Source organism: Weizmannia acidilactici (genome assembly GCF_008974225.1).
Taxonomy (GTDB): Bacteria; Bacillota; Bacilli; order Bacillales; family Bacillaceae_C; genus Weizmannia; species Weizmannia acidilactici.
Genome location: NZ_BKZR01000006.1, coordinates 1 through 18736, shown reverse-complemented (window position 1 = coordinate 18736; position 18736 = coordinate 1). Strand labels below are relative to the sequence as shown.

At 41.6% G+C, this 18736-nt stretch carries 18 protein-coding genes, 1 tRNA gene and 2 pseudogenes; 13 read left to right on the top strand and 8 right to left on the bottom strand.

The window, feature by feature from the left end; translation table 11 throughout:
* Nucleotides 1–119: 119 nt before the first annotated feature.
* Both GBH70_RS03280 and GBH70_RS03275 read right to left on the bottom strand, forming a co-directional pair.
* Nucleotides 120–356: a hypothetical protein gene (locus tag GBH70_RS03280; protein ID WP_151679689.1), complete on the bottom strand. Its 237-nt coding sequence runs from the start codon at nt 354–356 to the stop codon at nt 120–122.
* 204 nt (nt 357–560) lie between these two features.
* A complete protein-coding gene (locus GBH70_RS03275) occupies nt 561–1355 on the bottom strand; it encodes an IclR family transcriptional regulator (RefSeq protein WP_151679688.1) in 795 nt (264 codons plus the stop codon).
* 280 nt (nt 1356–1635) lie between these two features.
* On the opposite strand from GBH70_RS03275, the gene GBH70_RS03270 reads away from it, so the two are divergent.
* The 6 genes from GBH70_RS03270 (at nt 1636) to GBH70_RS03245 (ending at nt 8461) form a co-directional block, all read left to right on the top strand.
* Nucleotides 1636–2829, top strand: a complete 1194-nt coding sequence (locus GBH70_RS03270) for a thiolase family protein (protein ID WP_151679687.1) — start codon at nt 1636–1638, stop codon at nt 2827–2829.
* Nucleotides 2830–2842: 13 nt separating this feature from the next.
* Nucleotides 2843–4102, top strand: a complete 1260-nt coding sequence (locus tag GBH70_RS03265; RefSeq protein ID WP_151679686.1) for an MFS transporter — start codon at nt 2843–2845, stop codon at nt 4100–4102.
* 83 nt (nt 4103–4185) lie between these two features.
* Nucleotides 4186–5373: a CaiB/BaiF CoA transferase family protein gene (locus GBH70_RS03260; protein WP_151679685.1), complete on the top strand. Its 1188-nt coding sequence runs from the start codon at nt 4186–4188 to the stop codon at nt 5371–5373.
* A gap of 2 nt (nt 5374–5375) precedes the next feature.
* A complete protein-coding gene (locus GBH70_RS03255; protein ID WP_151679684.1) occupies nt 5376–6257 on the top strand; it encodes a 3-hydroxyacyl-CoA dehydrogenase family protein in 882 nt (293 codons plus the stop codon).
* A 188-nt stretch (nt 6258–6445) separates the two neighbouring features.
* Complete coding sequence (locus GBH70_RS03250; protein WP_151679779.1) at nt 6446–7594, top strand: acyl-CoA dehydrogenase family protein; 1149 nt, start codon at nt 6446–6448, stop codon at nt 7592–7594.
* A gap of 90 nt (nt 7595–7684) precedes the next feature.
* Nucleotides 7685–8461 carry an enoyl-CoA hydratase/isomerase family protein gene (locus GBH70_RS03245; protein WP_151679683.1) on the top strand — a complete coding sequence of 259 codons (777 nt, stop codon included), beginning with the start codon at nt 7685–7687 and terminating at the stop codon, nt 8459–8461.
* A 353-nt stretch (nt 8462–8814) separates the two neighbouring features.
* On the opposite strand, the gene GBH70_RS03240 is transcribed toward GBH70_RS03245, so the two are convergent.
* Complete coding sequence (locus tag GBH70_RS03240) at nt 8815–9138, bottom strand: hypothetical protein (RefSeq protein ID WP_151679682.1); 324 nt, start codon at nt 9136–9138, stop codon at nt 8815–8817.
* Nucleotides 9139–9299: 161 nt separating this feature from the next.
* On the opposite strand from GBH70_RS03240, the gene GBH70_RS03235 reads away from it, so the two are divergent.
* The 4 genes from GBH70_RS03235 to GBH70_RS16920 all read left to right on the top strand — a co-directional run bounded on the left by GBH70_RS03235 (nt 9300) and on the right by GBH70_RS16920 (nt 11771).
* Nucleotides 9300–10289 carry a D-isomer specific 2-hydroxyacid dehydrogenase family protein gene (locus tag GBH70_RS03235; RefSeq protein ID WP_151679681.1) on the top strand — a complete coding sequence of 330 codons (990 nt, stop codon included), beginning with the start codon at nt 9300–9302 and terminating at the stop codon, nt 10287–10289.
* A 140-nt stretch (nt 10290–10429) separates the two neighbouring features.
* Nucleotides 10430–10669 carry an AAA family ATPase gene (locus GBH70_RS16930; protein WP_216643719.1) on the top strand — a complete coding sequence of 80 codons (240 nt, stop codon included), beginning with the start codon at nt 10430–10432 and terminating at the stop codon, nt 10667–10669.
* A gap of 335 nt (nt 10670–11004) precedes the next feature.
* Nucleotides 11005–11145 carry a hypothetical protein gene (locus GBH70_RS16925; RefSeq protein WP_216643720.1) on the top strand — a complete coding sequence of 47 codons (141 nt, stop codon included), beginning with the start codon at nt 11005–11007 and terminating at the stop codon, nt 11143–11145.
* 398 nt (nt 11146–11543) lie between these two features.
* On the top strand, nt 11544–11771 hold the full coding sequence (locus GBH70_RS16920) for a hypothetical protein (protein ID WP_216643721.1): 228 nt from the start codon (nt 11544–11546) through the stop codon (nt 11769–11771).
* A gap of 160 nt (nt 11772–11931) precedes the next feature.
* Here the strand turns inward: GBH70_RS16920 and GBH70_RS03220 are convergent.
* Nucleotides 11932–12128: pseudogene (locus tag GBH70_RS03220) on the bottom strand (IS5/IS1182 family transposase); the annotation flags it as partial.
* 235 nt (nt 12129–12363) lie between these two features.
* Here GBH70_RS03220 and GBH70_RS03215 point away from each other — a divergent pair.
* On the top strand, nt 12364–12603 hold the full coding sequence (locus GBH70_RS03215) for a YkuS family protein (RefSeq protein ID WP_151679680.1): 240 nt from the start codon (nt 12364–12366) through the stop codon (nt 12601–12603).
* 374 nt (nt 12604–12977) lie between these two features.
* Here GBH70_RS03215 and GBH70_RS03210 read toward each other — a convergent pair whose 3' ends face one another.
* Both GBH70_RS03210 and GBH70_RS03205 read right to left on the bottom strand, forming a co-directional pair.
* Entirely contained in the window at nt 12978–13091 is a 114-nt protein-coding gene (locus tag GBH70_RS03210; protein WP_151679679.1) for a hypothetical protein, read from the bottom strand.
* Between the two features lies 1 nt (nt 13092).
* Nucleotides 13093–13413: a hypothetical protein gene (locus GBH70_RS03205; protein WP_151679678.1), complete on the bottom strand. Its 321-nt coding sequence runs from the start codon at nt 13411–13413 to the stop codon at nt 13093–13095.
* Nucleotides 13414–13982: 569 nt separating this feature from the next.
* Here GBH70_RS03205 and GBH70_RS03195 point away from each other — a divergent pair.
* Nucleotides 13983–15962 (top strand): acetoacetate--CoA ligase, encoded by a 1980-nt coding sequence (locus GBH70_RS03195; protein ID WP_151679677.1) that lies wholly within the window; start codon nt 13983–13985, stop codon nt 15960–15962.
* 546 nt (nt 15963–16508) lie between these two features.
* Here the strand turns inward: GBH70_RS03195 and GBH70_RS03190 are convergent.
* The gene (locus GBH70_RS03190; RefSeq protein ID WP_253693411.1) at nt 16509–17258 is read right to left on the bottom strand and encodes an IS1380 family transposase; all 750 of its coding nucleotides are present in this window, start codon (nt 17256–17258) and stop codon (nt 16509–16511) included.
* A 562-nt stretch (nt 17259–17820) separates the two neighbouring features.
* Between GBH70_RS03190 and GBH70_RS03185 the strand changes: the two genes are divergently transcribed.
* A tRNA-Val gene (locus GBH70_RS03185) sits at nt 17821–17893 on the top strand.
* 100 nt (nt 17894–17993) lie between these two features.
* Here the strand turns inward: GBH70_RS03185 and GBH70_RS03180 are convergent.
* Nucleotides 17994–18725, bottom strand: a pseudogene (locus tag GBH70_RS03180) (site-specific integrase).
* Nucleotides 18726–18736 lie beyond the last annotated feature (11 nt).

The window sequence follows — 18736 nt, the reverse complement described above, 5'->3', positions numbered from 1 at the left end:
AGCGTATGAATGACATATTGCTTCTAAATATTGTGAAACTTGCCCTTCATTCTGCCCGTATTTGGAAAAAATGCCGGAATTGGTATAAAAAGGGGTGGGGGCTGTTGTAAAAGCCTTTTTTAAACAAGAAAACCCGCCGAAATAAAATATTTTTCCCAACGGGTTTTCGCCATTTCCGGATTTTCTTTCTGAAGCAGGCGGTTCTTTTCCGCTTGCTTCAGAAAGTGATGGGCTTGGTAACCAGCCCGAATGCGATGCTTACCTTGGCCCGGCCCCCGAAAGCAGACGCACCTGAGCAGGGAGGTCCGCGACGTATGCTGAGCAACACGCATTTCGCGATTATCAACAATGTTCAATAACACAACCTTGCATTTAAAAAAGGGGGTGCCCCTAGGTCAGTTTACTGACTTTTAGGACAACCCCTTATGTTTAAATCGAAAAAATGTCTTTAAACTGAATGAAGGACTAAAAAGCTTGATTTTCCAATTGGAACAACCCTTCATCAAGCAAATGAAAGACAGTTTGCAAATAGACATGATGAAAAGAAACTTTACAATTGATCAAAGGCAGGGTTTTCTCCCGCCGATTGCTTCTGTTATTTTTTCTGACGCTTCTTTTAATTTCTCCCCGCAGAAAGAAATATGTTCTTCACTGACCATTGAAGCAAACCCGATACAAGCAATTACCATTGTTACGTCGCCGTGAGGGCCGAATATCGGTGCAGCGACACCAAAAACATCACGTGTGTGTTCCCCATAGCTTACTGCATACCCCTTTTTCCTTACCTCATTTAAAGATTCTACAAAAGTTTTCACATCTGTAATAGATTGATCAGTAAATTGTTTAAAGCTTACTTTTTGGACTATTTTTTTCATTTTTTCTTTTTGAGTAAAAGCTAAGTAGCATTTGCCAAAAGAAGCACTGGTTAAAGGGAATTGCTGTCCTAATTTAACAGTCACCTGAAATGGATTATCAGGGAGATCAGCCTCTTCTTTGGCTATGTACATTAAACGGTTATCAGATACAGGTTCAAGCAATACACTCGTTAGCCGGGTTTGTTCATTCACCCACTTAAGATAAGGCCTGGCAAGCCTAAGGTAATTAATAAATTCTGAAGCCCTGGCACCCAGAACAATTAGATTCGATCCGAGATGATATTGTTTGGATTCTTCATCATACGAAACATAACGAAAGTGATGCAGTACCTTTAAAATTCTATGGCAAGTACTTTTATTTATATCTAAATTCTTAGAGATTTGGGACAAAGTACGTTCCTTTGTTGTGTAGCGGCTTAAATATTCCAGAATTTTAATGGCTGTTTCAAGAGCAGGAACTTCAGACTTATAATTTTCCATTAAGCGTTTCTCCTTTATCAGTAGGCACTTTAGCTTTCGTTCATTTTAGAATTTCACTTTGTGATTTGTCAACTCATATTATTGAGTTTATATTGCCTTAATATTTATAATGCTGAATTTACAAAATTTTCGTTGACAATAGAATTTGTTCATTGTATAATCGTTCCGTGTAAGGTACATAGTTCCATATATGGAATATCTTGAATTCTACTCAATCTGTATTTGACGGAAATATTATTACCTTACAAAATGAAAGCCTTTTCTTTTAGGAGGGTGAAAGTTGAGAAGTGTTGTTATTGTGGATGCTGTGAGAACAGCAGTAGGAAGAATGGGAGGCAGTTTAAAAAATGAGGAAGCAGATTTTCTTGCAGCGGAAGTCATCAGAGAAGTCACATCCCGAACAGGTTTAGAAAAGAAAAAAGTGGACGAGGTGATATTCGGGCAGGCGAAACAAAGTGCAGATACGCCCAACCTTGCAAGATTGTCTCTATTGCGCGCGGGATTTCCGGTGGAGGTTCCAGGATATACAGTACATAGGCAATGCGGATCAGGACTCCAGGCTATCAATAATGCGGCTTTGCAAATTATGTGCGGGTTATCTGATGTAATTATTGCCGGCGGTGCAGAGTCTATGAGTACTGCACCATTTTATATTCGAAACGTACGATACGGATTGGGATCAGGAAATAGTGAGATCATTGATCCTAATACAGAAAGCCAGCCACGGTCACAACCAATTGACATCTATGGAAACCTGACGATGGGATACACTGCCGAGATTTTAGCTGAAAAGTACGGGATTACAAGAAAAGAGCAGGATGAATTTGCGTTGCGCAGTCAAAAACTAGCACTACAGGCAATACGCAGCGGACGATTTCAAAAGGAAATAGTCCCCTATGAAATCAAAGATCGGAAGGAAGTAAAGATCTTTCAAGTAGATGAACATCCGAGAGAAACAAATTTGGAAAAACTGGGCAATTTAAAACCAATATTTAAAGAAAACGGAACAGTTACTGCAGGAAATAGCAGCGGGAGAAATGATGGAGCGTCAGCCGTTTTGTTAATGTCGGAGGATGCAGCGCGACAGCAGGGATTCAAACCTAAAGCGAGGATTGTAGCACATTCTGTTTCAGGAGTCTCACCGGAAATCATGGGGATTGGACCGGTTCCGGCTGTTAAGAAGGCGCTATTTTCCGCAGGGCTCTCTTTAGATGAAATAGGGTTGATTGAATTAAATGAAGCGTTCGCAGCCCAGGCTTTATCTGTGATTAAAGAACTCAATTTGGATATGGAACGGGTCAATGTCAATGGAGGGGCCATTGCACTAGGGCATCCTTTAGGCGCAACAGGGGCTATTTTAATGACGAAACTAATATATGAAATGGAAAGAAGAGGTGAAAAGTATGGATTGGTTACCCTCTGTATTGCAGGTGGGCAAGGTATTGCAACGATTGTAGAAAATATGCAGATATAAAGGAGGCTGACTTATGGAAAAACGCTCAAAATCGAAATTATGGATAATAGTGTTTATCACATCATTTCTTGGATTAATGGTAGACGCTATGGATTTACAAATGCTTTCATTAAGCCTTCCGCAATTAATGAAAGAGTTTAATATGTCTGAGGTGCAAGCGGGAACTTTGGGAACTTCGTCGTTAGCCGGTATGGCGATTGGCGGCATGATCGGAGGGTGGATGGCGGATCGTTTTGGCCGTGTACGTACGATATCCTGGACGATTATATTATTTTCGGTGGGTACCGCACTGCTTGTTCTTGCTGGCAGCTATGAACAATTTATAGTAATTCGCTTTATTTCCTCTCTTGGATTAGGTGCAGAATATGTAGTTGTAAACATGCTTATGGCAGAATATATTCCATCAAATAAGAGGACAACGGTGTTGGGAACGGTACAAGCTGGATGGTCGGTAGGATATCTTGTCGCTACACTGTTATCAGGTGCGATTTTACCTGAATTTGGTTGGCGACCTCTTTTTCTCATAGCATTAGTTCCAGTGTTAATCGCTATTTATACAAGATTTGTGATTCCAGAACCTGAGGGCTGGAAAGAAATTGTAAGAGAGAGATCAGAAGTTAAGAAGAATGAATGGATTCAAGTGTTAAGTAAGCCAAAATTAAGACTAAACTTTTTATTATGGACAGTAACAGCTCTTTTCTTGCAATTTGGTTATTACGGAGTTAACAGTTGGTTGCCAACTTATTTGGTAAATGAAGTAGGATATGATTTTAAAAACATGACAGGATACTTGGTTGGAACGTATACAGCTATGATTTTAGGAAAAATTTTGACTGGCAGATTAGCAGACATATTTGGGCGCCGGACCATGTTTGTCATTGGTGGACTAAGTACTGCGATAGCACTTCCGTTAATTATCCATTTCCAAAGCCCGGGAAATATTGTTGTGTTGCTTACTGTATTTGGGTTTCTCTACGGCATGCCTTATGCAGTGAATGCCACATACATGAGTGAAAGTTTTCCAACGCATGTACGAGGTACGGCAGTGGGTGGGGCTTATAATATAGGTAGAGCGGGGGCTGCGTTTGCTCCTGTTGTCATTGGCATGATTGCGACGCAACAATCTATTGGCTTAGGGCTGGCATCCCTTGGTATTGCTTATGCATTGTGCGGTATAATTCCAGCACTTTTTATTCGTGAAAAAATGTACGAACCTTTTGAAAAAAAGGCTCCCCAAGATTCAGAGCAAGGTCAGCTAAATTCTGGAATTTAATAGAAATAATCACCAAATACGGATAATGATTCTATTTATAAGAAATTATCTATGTAAACAATGCAAATTGAGGGGGCTTTTGAATGTCTGGACCATTAGAAGGGATAAAAGTTGTGGAACTTTCGAGAACATTGGCAGGCCCTTTTTGCAGTATGCAATTGGCTGATATGGGGGCAGATGTTATAAAGATTGAACAGCCGGAGATTGGAGATGAGACTCGCAGTTATGTTCCTCCTGATATTAAAGGAGAATCTTGTTACTTTATGAGTTTGAATAAAAACAAAAAAGGTATGACATTAAACTTAAAGACGAAAGAAGGTCAACATATTGTAAAGAAGCTCGTGAAGAATGCAGATGTACTCATTGAAAATTTTAGAAATGGTACGATGGAAAAATTCGGCTTAGGGTATGACGTACTGAAAGAAATAAACCCTCGGCTAGTGTATTGCGCAGTCAGTGGATTTGGAAGAACGGGCCCATTGAAGGATGAGCCTGCGTATGATTTGCTTATGCAGGGATTCGGAGGATTAATGAGCGTAACTGGAGAGGCTGATGGCGCTCCGGTTAAAGTTGGTTTTTCAATTGTTGATTTGGCTACAGGGCTTTATGCATCTTTTGGAGTTGTTTTAGCATTGTTGGTTAGAGAAAAGACTGGAAAAGGTCAATATGTAGAAGCCTCTTTGCTGGATACAATTGTTTCGCTTTCAAGTTATTTAGGACAAAGTGTTTTAGCTACAGGAAAAATCCCGGGGAGATTAGGCTCTGCCCATCCCAATCTCGTTCCTTATCAAGCATTTGAGGCAAAGGACGGCTATGTAATTATTGCAGTACCAAATGATTGGCTGTGGAGAAAAATGTGCGACGCCCTTGGTCTTCAAAATTTAAAGAATCATCCCAAATATGCAGTGAATGAAAATCGAGTGGCGAATCGCGAAGAACTTGTAGAGATACTCACGGCATATACGAAAACAAAAAGTTCATTGGAAATTATCGAATGTCTGAACCAGGCAGGTGTGCCCAGCGGCCACATTCATAACCTTGCTCAAGTACTGGCCCATCCACAGATAAAATATCGGGAGATGATCCAGGAAGTAGAGCATCCTACTATCGGCATGATGAAAATGCTTGGAATTCCAATCAAATTATCAGATACACCGGGGTCAGTCCGAAAAGCACCTCCTTTGTTAGGTGAAAACACAGAAGAAGTGCTAATTCAACTTGGATACAGTAATGAAGATATTGAAAATTATAAAAAAAGAGGGATTATATAATAATGGTCAATCGTATTGCTGTGATTGGCGGCGGCACAATGGGGCGGGGGATTGCCTATACCGCTGCCATATCAGGATTTGAAGTAACTTTGCAGGATATATCAACAGAAGCTGTTGAAATTGCAAGAGAATATATTGAAGCTCTTCTTGGTAAGAGCAGGGAAAATGGATATGTGCAACAGCATCAGGAAATTTGGGCTAAGAAAAATCTGTATTATACTACGGAATTGCAAAAAGCAGTAAGCAAAGCAGACCTAGTCATCGAAGCCGTACCGGAAATTATAGAGCTGAAGATCGAAGTATTTAAGCAATTAGACAAGTACGCCCCGGCGCATGCCGTACTTGCTACGAATACATCTACAATGAGCCCGACAGAAATCGCCGCTTCCACGACCAGGCCTGATCAGTGCATAGCGATGCATTTCTTTAACCCGGTTCATCAGATGAAACTCATTGAAATCATTCGGGGATTGGATACATCTGGGGAGACGATTGAAATCGTAAAACAAGCCGCTGAAAAAATGGGGAAAGTGCCGGTTGAGGTCAATGAATTTCCAGGTTTTGTTACAAGCCGGATGAACTGTCTGATTGGAAATGAAGCCATGAATATGCTCATGGAAGGTGTAGCTTCAATTGAAGATATCGACAAAGCTATAAAGTACGGTCTAAATCATCCGATGGGTCCCCTTGAATTAGCAGATCTTGTAGGTCTGGACACCCGTTTGCGAAATATGGAATATTTGTATCGTCATTTAGGTGAAAAGTACCGGCCTTCTCCTATTCTTGTAAAATATGTAAAAGCCGGTCGTTTAGGAAGAAAATCAGGCAGAGGTTTTTACGATTACAGCGATGTCAATAAATTAGGAAGTAATGAGGCGCAATGACCTGCTTTGGCTAAGCTTTTGCTCTGTAAAAATTAACTGTTTATTCTGATGAAATTTTATATACGCATAAATTTGCAGAAATCATGTCGGTAAAAGCTTGTGGAACGCCCGCGAAAGCGAATTTTGTGATGAGCGGCTGTTTCCGATAACAGGGCTTATACATTAAATGAGAAAGGAAAGTGGATAATGTGGATTTTCAATTACCTGAGGATATCCAACTATTGAGGCAGAGTATTCGGGAATTTGTTGATTGTGAAGTTGAACCCCTTACCGCAGAAATTGAAGAGCAAGATGAAATTCCTAAAAAAATCATGGACATGTCCAAAGAAATGGGTTTATTTGGTCTGAGTATACCTGAAGAATACGGCGGAGCAGGGATCGGAATGGTTGGCAAGTGTGCCATTTATGAGGAATTGGGAAGAACCCATAATGGTTATACTACTGTGATCGGTGCCCACACCGGGATTGGGTCGGTTGGAATTGTAGAGGTGGGGAATGAGGCACAAAAGAAAAAATATTTGCCTCCGATGGCGAGAGGTGAAATGATCGGTGCCTTTGCCTTAACAGAACCTGAAGCAGGCTCGCATGCTTCAAACCTGAAAACAACAGCCGTAAAAAAAGGGGATAAATATATTTTAAATGGCAGCAAACATTATATCACCAATGCGCCAATCGCAAGTGTTTTCACGGTGATGGCAGTGACAGACCCGTCTAAAAGGGCAAAAGGCATTACTTCATTTATTGTAGAAAAAGATTTTCCGGGCTTCGTGATAGGTAAAAGAGAAAAGAAAATGGGGCTTCATGGATCCCATTCCGCGGAAATTTTCTTTGAAGATTGCGAAGTGCCGGCAGAAAATGTACTTGGACGGGAAGGTGAAGGATATGTAAACGCTTTAAAAATACTTGCGAATGGCCGGGCGGGGCTTGCGGCACGCAATTTAGGTTCCTGTGAAAAGCTTTTAGAGATGTCCATCCAACACGCAAATACGAGAATCCAGTTCGGCAAACCGATTTTTGAGCAGCAGATTATCCAGCATTATTTAGCGGAAATGGCCCTCGATATTGAAGCATTAAGAAGCATGACATACCGTGTCGCATGGATGGTTGATCAAAAAATGAAGGTGATTAAGGAAGCAGCAATGGTAAAATTGCTCGGCTCCGAAGTTTATAACCGCGTGGCAGACAAAGCACTGCAAATCCATGGTGGCATTGGTTATATTTCCGATTATCCAATCGAGCGTTTTTATCGGGATGCGAGAATAACAAAAATATATGAAGGAACGTCCGAAATTCAAAAAAATATAATTGCCGCACAATTGAAAAAACAATATATATAATTTACGTATATATTTTTTCTAATATTATTTATATCATTGTCATATTAATCCAGTTCACTATACTTAGAGATTGAAAAAGGATGGTTTACAATGAATTATCAAAATATATTAATAGAGCAAGAACAAAAAATTGCAGTCATTAAGATCAATCGTCCTGAAGTTAGAAATGCCCTTGATGCACAAACTTTAAATGAAATTAGCCTTGCCTTTGACCATTTGGAAAATGATGATGAAACCGGGGTTATTGTGATTACGGGGGAGGGAGAAAAATCATTTGCTGCCGGAGCCGATATTCGGCAGCTAAGAAATAAGACGCCTTTAGACGCCCTTTTACCGGGAATGTCAGGTGTCTTCCGCAGAATTGAAAACTGCAGAAAAGCAACAATTGCTGCTGTTAATGGTTATGCGTTAGGGGGCGGGTGTGAACTGGCGCTTGCCTGTGATATCCGCATTGCAGCTGATCATGCAAAATTCGGGCTGCCGGAACTCAATTTATCAATTATTCCCGGAGCCGGGGGGACCCAGCGATTAGCACGGATTATAGGAAAAGGAAGAGCGATGGATTTGATTCTGACGGGAGAATTTTTAACCGCGAAGGAAGCAGAAGCGATCGGCTTAGTTTCCAAAGCTGTGCCTATGGATGCATTGTGGCAGTTCGTCAAGGCTAAAGCAGAAAAGATATTATCCAAAGGGCCATTAGCTGTCAGATTGGCAAAACATGTTATTCACTATGGATTTGACGCTGATATGGAAACAGCACTCTTGTTTGAAAAAATGGCACAGGCTGTAATATTTGGTTCTAAAGATAAAAACGAAGGAACACAGGCCTTTCTTGAAAAAAGGGAGCCCCGTTTTACAGGAATGTAATTTTTCACTCGAAAGACAGTTTAACTGAAAAGAGGGGCTGTCTTAAAAGCCCTTTTTAAACAAGAAAACCCACCGGTATAATTTTTCCCGACGGTTTTTCTCCATTTCCGGCTTTCTTTCTGAAGCAGGCGGTTCTTTTTCGCCTGCTTCAGAAAGTTGTGGCTTGGCAACCAACCCGAATTCGATATTTACAGACCACTCAGGCAGACATACCCGAGCTGGGGCCCGCGAAGCGAATATCGCAATAATTAACAATGTCCAATAACATGCCTTGCATTAAAAAAGGGGTTCCCATAGACAAGAGGTTGAAAAATTTTTTCATTTTTCAAAGCGGACAACAGTTGCGAAGTTGTTCAGCCCGAAACAACCGAATTGGTTACAGAAAGATGCATTTCTTTTCCGATAAAATATGGTAATGCATGTTGGGGCGGCTGGTTGTTATTTAAGCCCAAATTGTAACCGAAAGTGATCGAATCCCTGAGCGCAACGAGAGACTGTTTGGGGTGTTTGCCATGCCCATGATGGCTGCCCTTGCAGTGTTTCCCTGCCTCAAACGCGGATGGGGATAGGACCGCCACTGCCAATGTGAGCACTGCAAAATGGTCAAAATCTTTTTCTTCAGCATTCGATTTCTCATCCCATAAAATGATAGCCTTTACATCAAAAGTTTTTTTCACATTGATTTCATTATAACATAACGCATAATGAAGTTATAAACATTAAATTTTGAGTATTCAATTAAGAACAAAATATTGAGCAAAACAAAAAAAATTAATTTCTCAATTTTTCTTTGTTACAATGAAAATAATAAAAGCATTACATGAAAGGAAGCTGGAAAATGAAAAAAGTTGTTGTTTATGAACCACGGCCGGATGAAATGCCGTTATTTCAAAAATTTGCGGATGAGCTTGGGCTGGACATCAAGTATGTAGATGGCGTATTAACTCCCGAAACCGCAGCGGAAGCAAAAGGGGCAGAAGGGGTGACGATCCTCGGAAACTACCCTGTCGGCCAAGACACTTTTAAAGCATTAAGTGAAGCCGGCGTAAAGTATATCGGCCTCAGAACAGCAGGCTATAACAATATCGATCGGGAAGCGGCAAAAGCATATGGCATCCGCTTTTCCAATGTGACCTATTCGCCATATTGCGTCGCCGATTTTGCAACAATGCTCATCCTTATGTGCATCCGGAAAGCAAAACAAATTTTCTACCGTACGAATGCGCAGGATTTTTCTTTGGAAGGCATCCAGGGGAGGGAAATGCGCAACTTGACGGTTGGGATTATCGGTGCCGGACGGATCGGCAGCATTGTGGCAAAAAATCTGTCCGGATTCGGCTGCAGGGTGATTGCTTACGATATAGTGGAGAGGGACGAGCTGCGCGGTCTTCTCGAATATGTAACATTTGATGAGCTGCTGGCGGAAAGCGATGTGATCACACTGCACACGCCGCTGTTTGAAAGTACATACCATATGATTAACCGTAAAACAATTGCGAAAATGAAAGACGGCGCCTGCCTGATCAACTGTGCACGCGGGGCTGTCGTGGATACGGAGGCGCTAATTGCGGGGATTGAGTCGGGTAAAATTGGCGCAGCCGGGATCGATGTGCTTGAAGGGGAAGAAGACATCTTCCATTACGACCGCCGCACGGATATTTTGGGTCACAGGCAACTTGCGGTATTAAGATCGTTCCCGAATGTCATCGTTACCCCGCACACCGCTTTTTACACCGACCAGGCAGTCAGCGACATGGTTGAACTAGCCCTCAGATCGCTCGTTTCTTTTATCGAGACCGGCGAGAGCAGTTTTGAGATTAAAAATTAAAATGAAAAGTACGGGATCTAACGGTTCCATGATTTTTTATTTTGAGAAAAATACGCAAAATTGTATGAATGAATTGACTTTTGGCCAGACTGATGCATATATTTAGATTTGCAGAAAAACTGCAAAAAGGAGATTAGGAAATGCTCCTTGAATTTAAAATAAAAAACTATAAATCATTTTTAGATGAATTGGTCTTTACGATGGTCCCTGCACCAAAACAGAAAGGGCTGGATTACAGTATTTTAAAGGAAAAAATTGGTTTAAAAGTTTATAAAGGGTTATCCAGTGCGGTGATTTACGGACCGAATGCCTCCGGAAAAACGAATCTTATTGGTGCAATGGAAGTATTTAAAGCGATTGTTTTACGCGGAAATATCTGAAACAGCGACCAAAACTACGGAGCAAATGTTGCGGCCGCCAAATTGGAATTAATACCGAATTTAAGCAATGAAGAAAGGCTTCCCACATTTTTTTCGGTTGTTGTCGATGAATTTGATGCTTCCATCCATCCAAAGGCGTTAATGAGCATTGTAAATGTATTTCATAATGATGATATTAAAAAAATGCACAGCTCATCTTCAATACCCATAATCCGATATTTTTAAATTCGAATTTATTTCGCCGAGATGAAATTAAGTTTGTAGAACGGGATGAGGAAACGTATAACAGCACCCATTATGCACTTTCCGACTTTGGCACAGCGGGAAAAAATGGAGTGCGGAAAAATGAAGATTATATGAAAAATTACTTTATCAGCCAGTACGGCGCCATTAAAGATATCGATTTTACCCCTATTTTCGAAGAATTGGTTAATGGAGAAAGAGGGTTAGAGGATGGCCGCCAAGAAGATCAATAAAAAATACTATTTTACCGTAGAAGGAGAAACTGATGGTATTTAAAATGGCTGGAAAAGCTAATAAATCATGAAGCTTCAGCCGCAACATACGGTAACCCTTGATTGTAAAGTTGAGCGAACCCCTTTAAAACGGGTGAAATCTTTAAATGTCATCAGCAGAACCGAAATTACGCATTTCTTTGATTGTAAGTAAAGCACATGCTAAGCAGTTTCAAATTACACTTGACTTGCTAAAGAAGGCTTCTGTGGGAAAACAAATAAAATATCATGCCGGGTACAGCAATTTTACTTTCGAACTGTAGATCGTCTTACACAAAATAGACTGTAACACATCCTTTACCCACAGAAGCCAGTATCTCCAGCCTATTAATAGAGCTTATGGTGAATCTTTTACTGATTTGGATGAATATAAAGAAGAAGGAAATTTCAGGAGAATACTGGCACAAATAGATTTAGCGGATGTAAAAAATGCAATTGACCGTTCTAAATGGATTATGAATAGAAATCATGAAAATCAGCTCAAACTGGTGAAATATAAAGGATTTGAGTATTTTGAAGATAACCCTTCCCTTGCCGTTTGGGAATCTATTGAAAGAATTTTAATAGATTGCAAGCTTAAATCATGAAAACAAAGAAAATGATAAAAATTCTTTTATGCTACGCGGGGGGGGGGGGGGGTTCTCCTCAAACGCGTTGGCCTCCAAATTGCAGAAGGACAAACGCGAAAACCATATTGAAAACTGTTGAGATTGAAGTACTCCTCTTTAATATGTACTAACTCGTTCTACGGCGTTTGAAAATCGTTTTCCATGCCTTTGACCATTGGGCCGGTGCTGTTATATTTTCGAAGGTCTGCTGTGATCTTTACTTTGTACACTTTCTTGCAGATACCTTCATTTGCCAGCGGGCAGTCAACGCATTCATTCGGTCCAGTTATATTTCAGCGTTTCATATTTGGCATCATAGCTGTCGTAACGAACGGACTCAATTTTTTCAAGATCAGCGTCTTCAGGGGTGATTACTGCGCCCCCATCCCATGTTGACCGACACAAGGTTTTGCGACAGCTGCTCATGTGAGGGTATAAGGGATCCTTTGACTTCCAAATTGGGTGGAGGGCATCTGGATCATCCTTACTGGTTATTAAACCAGCAGATGAAAAGAAAAAGTCATGTAATTTCTAAATAAATGGGCATGATAAACATGAGGAGGTGTTAAAAATGGCAGTAATTGGTGTAGAAGAATCTTTAACAAATGTGCAGGAAGCCTTGCGCGAAAAAGGGTATGATGTCAAAACGATTAAAGGCGAGTCGGACGTTCAAGGCTGTGACTGTTGTGTCGTAACCGGCAGCGAGATGAACGCCATGGGGATCCACGACACGATGACTCGTGCTTCGATTATTGATGCAAAAGGCATGTCTGCTGACGAGGTCGTAAAGGAAGTCGAAAGCAGAATGTAACGGAAGAAGGCTGAGGGGAACGCCCCAGCCTTTTATTAATCATGCAACAAATTCGTTCTTTTTTGTGGGTCCACGACTGAGCGCTCTTTCCGGTTTTGTAAATCAGCGGGAAAATTCAGCGGACTTTCCAGAGAAATCAGCGGTAATGTCCAAATATCAGCGAAGGAACAGAAACAGCAGAAAGAAAAGACGTTGTCCTTTCTGAAATTTCTCTTTTTATGCGCAGCCCACGGATCTGTGCGATGTTAACAATTATTGCAAATACTCAGTCCTCTGCTCCTCTGTTCCTTTTGTCACTTCCGCAAAGATATTTCCGTTTTGATCATGTTGAACAAAGCGCTGGTTTTGTAAAAGTTTTTCCAGGTCGCCGATTGTCACGAGCGGGCGTGGCGTTTCAATTCATACCTCAATTCCCCATTTTCCTCAATGGTTCCGGTCTGGATATCCTCGATGCGTGAAATTCCGGCCATCCACAATCTTTTTGCCATTTCATCCACGGTTAAACGCAGCTTCGGCCTGGTTTATCCCATTTGCAATGACAGGCACGGATTTGCACCGGATCACGGTTTCCGCAGCATTCCATTTCAATGTGATCCATTCTATTACCGCCAAGAAGCCGACAAAAGTGCCGGCTGCCAATATGGATGCCGCAAGCCCTTTACCTGATACTTCCAATCCGATAATCGTACCAATCGAAATCAAAACAGCCAGCTGCGGGACAGTCATTTGCGAATCGATTTCCTTCCACCCAATCTCAGTATAATGGTGCCCGCAACTGCCAGAACAAGAGATTTCCAAAATACAGTCCACACAAAACCAAGCCTCTTGTTTTTATAAAATTTAAAAAAACGCCAAATAACATGGTGCTTTTATTGCTGATTATTGTTGTTTTTCATTCTGTCTGCTGCATTGCTGACAGCATTTACGTTGCATCAACCGCATTCATCGCTACATCTTCAGTAGTTTCCAGCCCTTTATGGACGGCATGGAAAGCAGCACTCGCCGTATTTTTAATACTTTCCGCAATGTTTTGGCCGTTTTGCTGATTATTTTTTGTTGATTCGGCATTCTGTTCACCTCCTGTACAAGCAGTAGCATATGCAATGCAGGACGGTTTATACGAAAAACTAAATCCGTCTATTTGGTAGGATTACTATAATCCTAGAGATAAAAGGTCCATCCAAATAACTATTGACGAAATATTTATGATTGTGATAAAATATCAAAAACGATAACGCTTACACCTATTCATGTCTCTTTATGATGACAATTCAATCGTTCAAAACCTTATACAACAACATTCTGGACGCTGGATGGAAAGAGTAACCGGAGTGATTTACGCTACAGGGTTTCGTTCGGTATAAGAGGGGGGGATTGAAATAAAAGCGGTTACAGAAGGGGTGTTATTGTGGAAACCGTCCCAGGAGCGGATTAAACATGCCGGTATCAGCCGATTTAGAAAATGGCTGCAACAAGAATATGGTTTAAATTTTGAAATCCACCAGGAACTTTGGAAATGGTCGGTGGATGAACTTGAACTGTTTTGGGAAAGTATTTGGAAATATTGCAACATCATCTCCCACACACCTTACCAACAAGTCCTAAACTCTAGAACAATGCCGGGGGCCAAATGGTTTGCCGGTTCCACACTGAATTATGCCGAACATGTTTTTCGCAACAGCAGAGAAAATCAGTCCGCAATCATTTTCAAATCGGAAACGGTGCCCAAAAAAGAAGTCAGTTGGAAGGAGCTTCAGGAAAAAACGGCGAAGGTGGCATTGTTTTTAAAAAAATGTGGCGTCCAAAAAGGGGAGCGGGTCGTCGCCTATATGCCGAACATTCCTGAAACAGTGATGGCGTTTTTGGCGTGTGCAAGCATCGGGGCTATTTGGTCGTCGTGTTCCCCGGATTTTGGAAATGATAGTGTCATCGAACGGTTCAAACAAATCGAACCCGTCGTTTTATTTTCCGTTGACGGCTATTCCTATAACGGTAAAATTTATGATAAACGAAAGAATATTGCAGAACTCCAGGCGGCTTTACCCACTTTGAAGAAAACGATTGTGTTGCCTTATATTTTCGGTAATGTGGAAACGGACGATAGGACCATTTCTTGGAATGACCTCTTAGAGGGGAAGGCCGAAATGGAATACGAATATGTGCCGTTTGACCATCCGCTGTGGATTTTATTTTCTTCTGGTACGACAGGATTGCCAAAGCCGATTGTGCAGGGGCAGGGCGGCATCCTCATGGAACACCTGAAAATTTTAAAAGTGGAGCAGGGAGTGGAACCGGAGGATATTTATTTTTGGTTCACGACAACAGGGTGGATGATGTGGAACCTTCTTATTGGCAACCTTTTGGCGGGCTGCACGATTGTCCTTTATGATGGTAGCCCGGCACATCCGGGAATCGATACATTGTGGGATCTGGCGGAAGACGCGGGGGTTACGCATTTTGGCACCAGTGCCGGTTTCATAAATGTATGCATGAAATCGGGCGTTAAGCCGAATGAAAATCATAACTTTTCTAGGCTAAAAGCCATTTTGTCAACCGGTTCGCCCCTGCCGGCAGAAGGATTTGTATGGGCATATGAAAATGTGAAAGAAGATTTATGGGTTGTTTCCACGAGCGGCGGTACGGATGTGTGTACGGCGTTTGTCGGCGGCTCGCCTGTGCTGCCGGTCTATGCGGGGGAAATCCAAACACGTGGTTTAGGCGCACACATTCAAGCATTTGACGATGAGGGTAACCCGCTTGTCAATGAGGTTGGAGAATTGGTGATTACCGATCCGATGCCATCCATGCCCCTTTACTTTTGGGGGGATGAAAAGTACAAACGGTATCTCGAAAGTTATTTTGATGTGTATCCGGGCGTGTGGAGGCATGGGGATTGGATAAAAATCGACGAGAAGGGCAGCTGTGTCATTTATGGCCGTTCAGACTCCACGATCAACCGGCAGGGTGTACGTATGGGGACGAGTGAAATTTACCGCGCAGTGGAAGGCATTGATGAGATCGTGGAGAGTCTGGTCATTGACTTGGAACATCTCGGAAGAAAATCATTCATGCCGCTTTTTGTCGTTCTAAGACCCGGCCGGCATATGGACGCTGAACTAAAAGACAAAATCAAAGCTGAAATAAGGGGTAAGGTCTCGCCACGGTTTGTCCCTGACGAAATTTATGAAGTCGAACAAATCCCAAAAACATTGAGCGGAAAGAAATTGGAAGTCCCGATCCGCAAAATTTTACTCGGGTTCCCGGTTGAAAAAGTGGTCAACCAAGGATCAATGGCAAATCCCGAGTCCTTAAACTTTTTCATTGAACTGGCAAAAACGATAAACGGGCTGGAAGAGTAAATCATTAGTAGGAAAGTATACGAAAAAAAGGGGCTGTCCCAAAGTCGGTAGATTGACGTGGGGGCACCCTTTTTTCATGTAAGGTAATGTGATGGGACAGACTCATTATTTTATGAATAAAAAAAGATTTTTATGTATGAGTAAATTTCAAAATTCCAAGTCCTTGTGTCCCAAGGTATTCAAAACATAAAAAAGGAAGTACCTCCCCAAGTCTTGTATAATAGTACCTGAATCCGTGACGAAAACCTAATCAACGGTGTTAGTAGGTAGATTTTTCAGGCTGAATTCCGAAAAGTAACTGATGTTTTGTGAAATTGTATTTTGCTGCTTTGGTGTATTTTAAAAGCGCTTTTAAAGGTCAATTTTTAGGCATGCCAAAAAAACTTGCCGTTTCTAATTTTTGCAAGTTTCCCTGTTAACTATGGATTTTATGGCGGTATTAGAAAAAGGCATAGTAGCTTTCAAAGGTTGGACGCCATTTGTTGGTCACGCTGACTTTCAGTTTCCACTGGTGCCCCTGATGAACCAGCTTTGATGCCATCGTGATCATTGAATGACTGTCCGGATTCTCCTCCTCGCGGCTTTCTTTTTAAGAGGGGCATCCTGTTCTTTCAAGCTTTCCTGGACGATCATGCGAAACAGATTATACGCGAACACGCCGAAATGAAGAATCAGGCCGTTGGTTTCATACTTTCCGGATGGCAGGCGCTCAAGATCCAGCTCTGATTTGATCTCACTGTGGAACTGTTCGCATGTGCCGTGATCGTGATAGAGCGAAATGATGACATTGGACGGGACATTCAAGGTCGTCCAGTAAGTTTCAAATTCATATGCAGGGATCAAAAAAATCTGGCCATCTCTACTGATGGTTCTTTCGATCACTTTGAAAACTTTCCGGATGGTTCGCTGCCGGCCGTTCACTTCAATAGTTGTGGGATGTCCAAGGTAGACTTTCTTTCCTTCCTGTTCTTCGCAGCACATGCCGTGTTTTTGGGCGATTTCAAGCCAGTCCTCTGCTTTTTCCTTGCGGGGATTGCGTTTAATAATAAAATTTGTTTCATTTTCCAGGAAAATAACGATGTTATCCCGGCTGTCATTTCCGGAATCAAGCCTGAAAAGTAACGGCTTGTCTGTCAGCTTTTTGGCGGATTGCATGGTTTTCCGGATAAAATCCGGTGTTCCGTTTTGGCAGTGTACTCTTCCTTTGCGCATCTCAACATTCAGACAATAGCCTTCCTGCCCGATGTAAGCGAACATGGGGGCGTAACCGTCGCAGCCTTTATAGGTTCTTTCCACGCCCTCCTTCAATAAAGTTAAGTTTTCTCTTGAATACTCACTCATTCTTAAAATTTCATAGGTGTTTAATTTACACCAAATAGCTGTCACACCTTCAAACGAGTTTATACAGAATATTCTTACAGGGTATGTCCCATCCTCACGACCGAACTGGATAAGTTTGGTAAATAAAAGGATATAACCGTGTGTAAGATCTCCACACGACTCACGGTCTCTCACCCTCCTATATCTCTCCGGATCAGGGTCCATACATTCCTTCGCCCTGCGTATCCATGAGGTGGAGGCGGATATGCTCCTTTCCGGTTAGATATTGTAAATATGCTTACTCTTGACTACTTGTCTAGACAAAAGAAATGCAAATGATTATGATAATAAAATAGTCGAAGCAAAATCGCGAAAGCACTCAAAAACCCCTTGCCTTAATGGCAAAAGGGGCGTGTTCCTTTCAATCAATGCATTTTACCGAAATACCCTGCAGTTTTTTAAAAAAGTCTTTTAAAAATTGTATTGACAAAGTACCGCATCCCTTATATACTAAACATTGTCCAAATCAGTTTTATATGATTCCGTAGCTCAGCTGGGAGAGCGCCACCTTGACAGGGTGGAGGTCGCTGGTTCGAGCCCAGTCGGAATCATCCTTAAATCCCTAGAGCTCCAACGGTTCTAGGGATTTTATTTTTTCTCAAACACTTACTTATTTTTTTATTGTTGCCCATTTGTTGTCCAATTTATTTTTTAAAATAAATCATCTAGCCTATCAGCTGCAGCTTTATCATCTGCTCTTAAAGTATGCCCGTAAGTATCCATCGTGATTCTGATATCGGCATGGCCCAATCTTTCCAAAATGATTTTCGCATGGACACCCCGGTTGATTAGTAGGGTAGCAGATGTGTGTCGTAGATCGTGCAACCGAATATACCGAACTCCAGCTTTTTTTGTAAACCTTCTTTACCAAGTTGTCGGAGTAGTGGGGTAGAAGTGGGTACCGTCAACATTACAGAAAAGCCATTCATGATCTGCTTCAATCCAGCCGTCCTTCATCTTTTCTTTTTCCTGATCCCAATGCTTTTTATACACTTTCAATTCTTCAACTACGGACTCAGGCAGAGAAATAATACGTCTTGAAGTTTTGCTTTTCGGCCTCTTTATTTTGGCACCGTCCATTCTGCGGCTGATTACTTGTTTGACATAAATTGTTCCTTCTTCTAAATCAACATTCTTCCATTCAAGCCCTAATAATTCACCGTGCCTCAGTCCTGCAGCTAAAGTGGTAAATACTTGCCAATGAAAAGGCTGGTTTTTAACAGCTTCGAAAAGTTTCAGTACTTCTTCTTCGCTGTACACATTTACAGTTTCTTCGATCTCATCTTTTTTCGCTTTTGGTCTATTTTTGATTGATACAGGCGCTTTTGGGGAAAGTTGGAGGGGTCTTTTAAAATGTTCTGAAAGTTGTCTTTCATATGGCATTATTTTTAAAT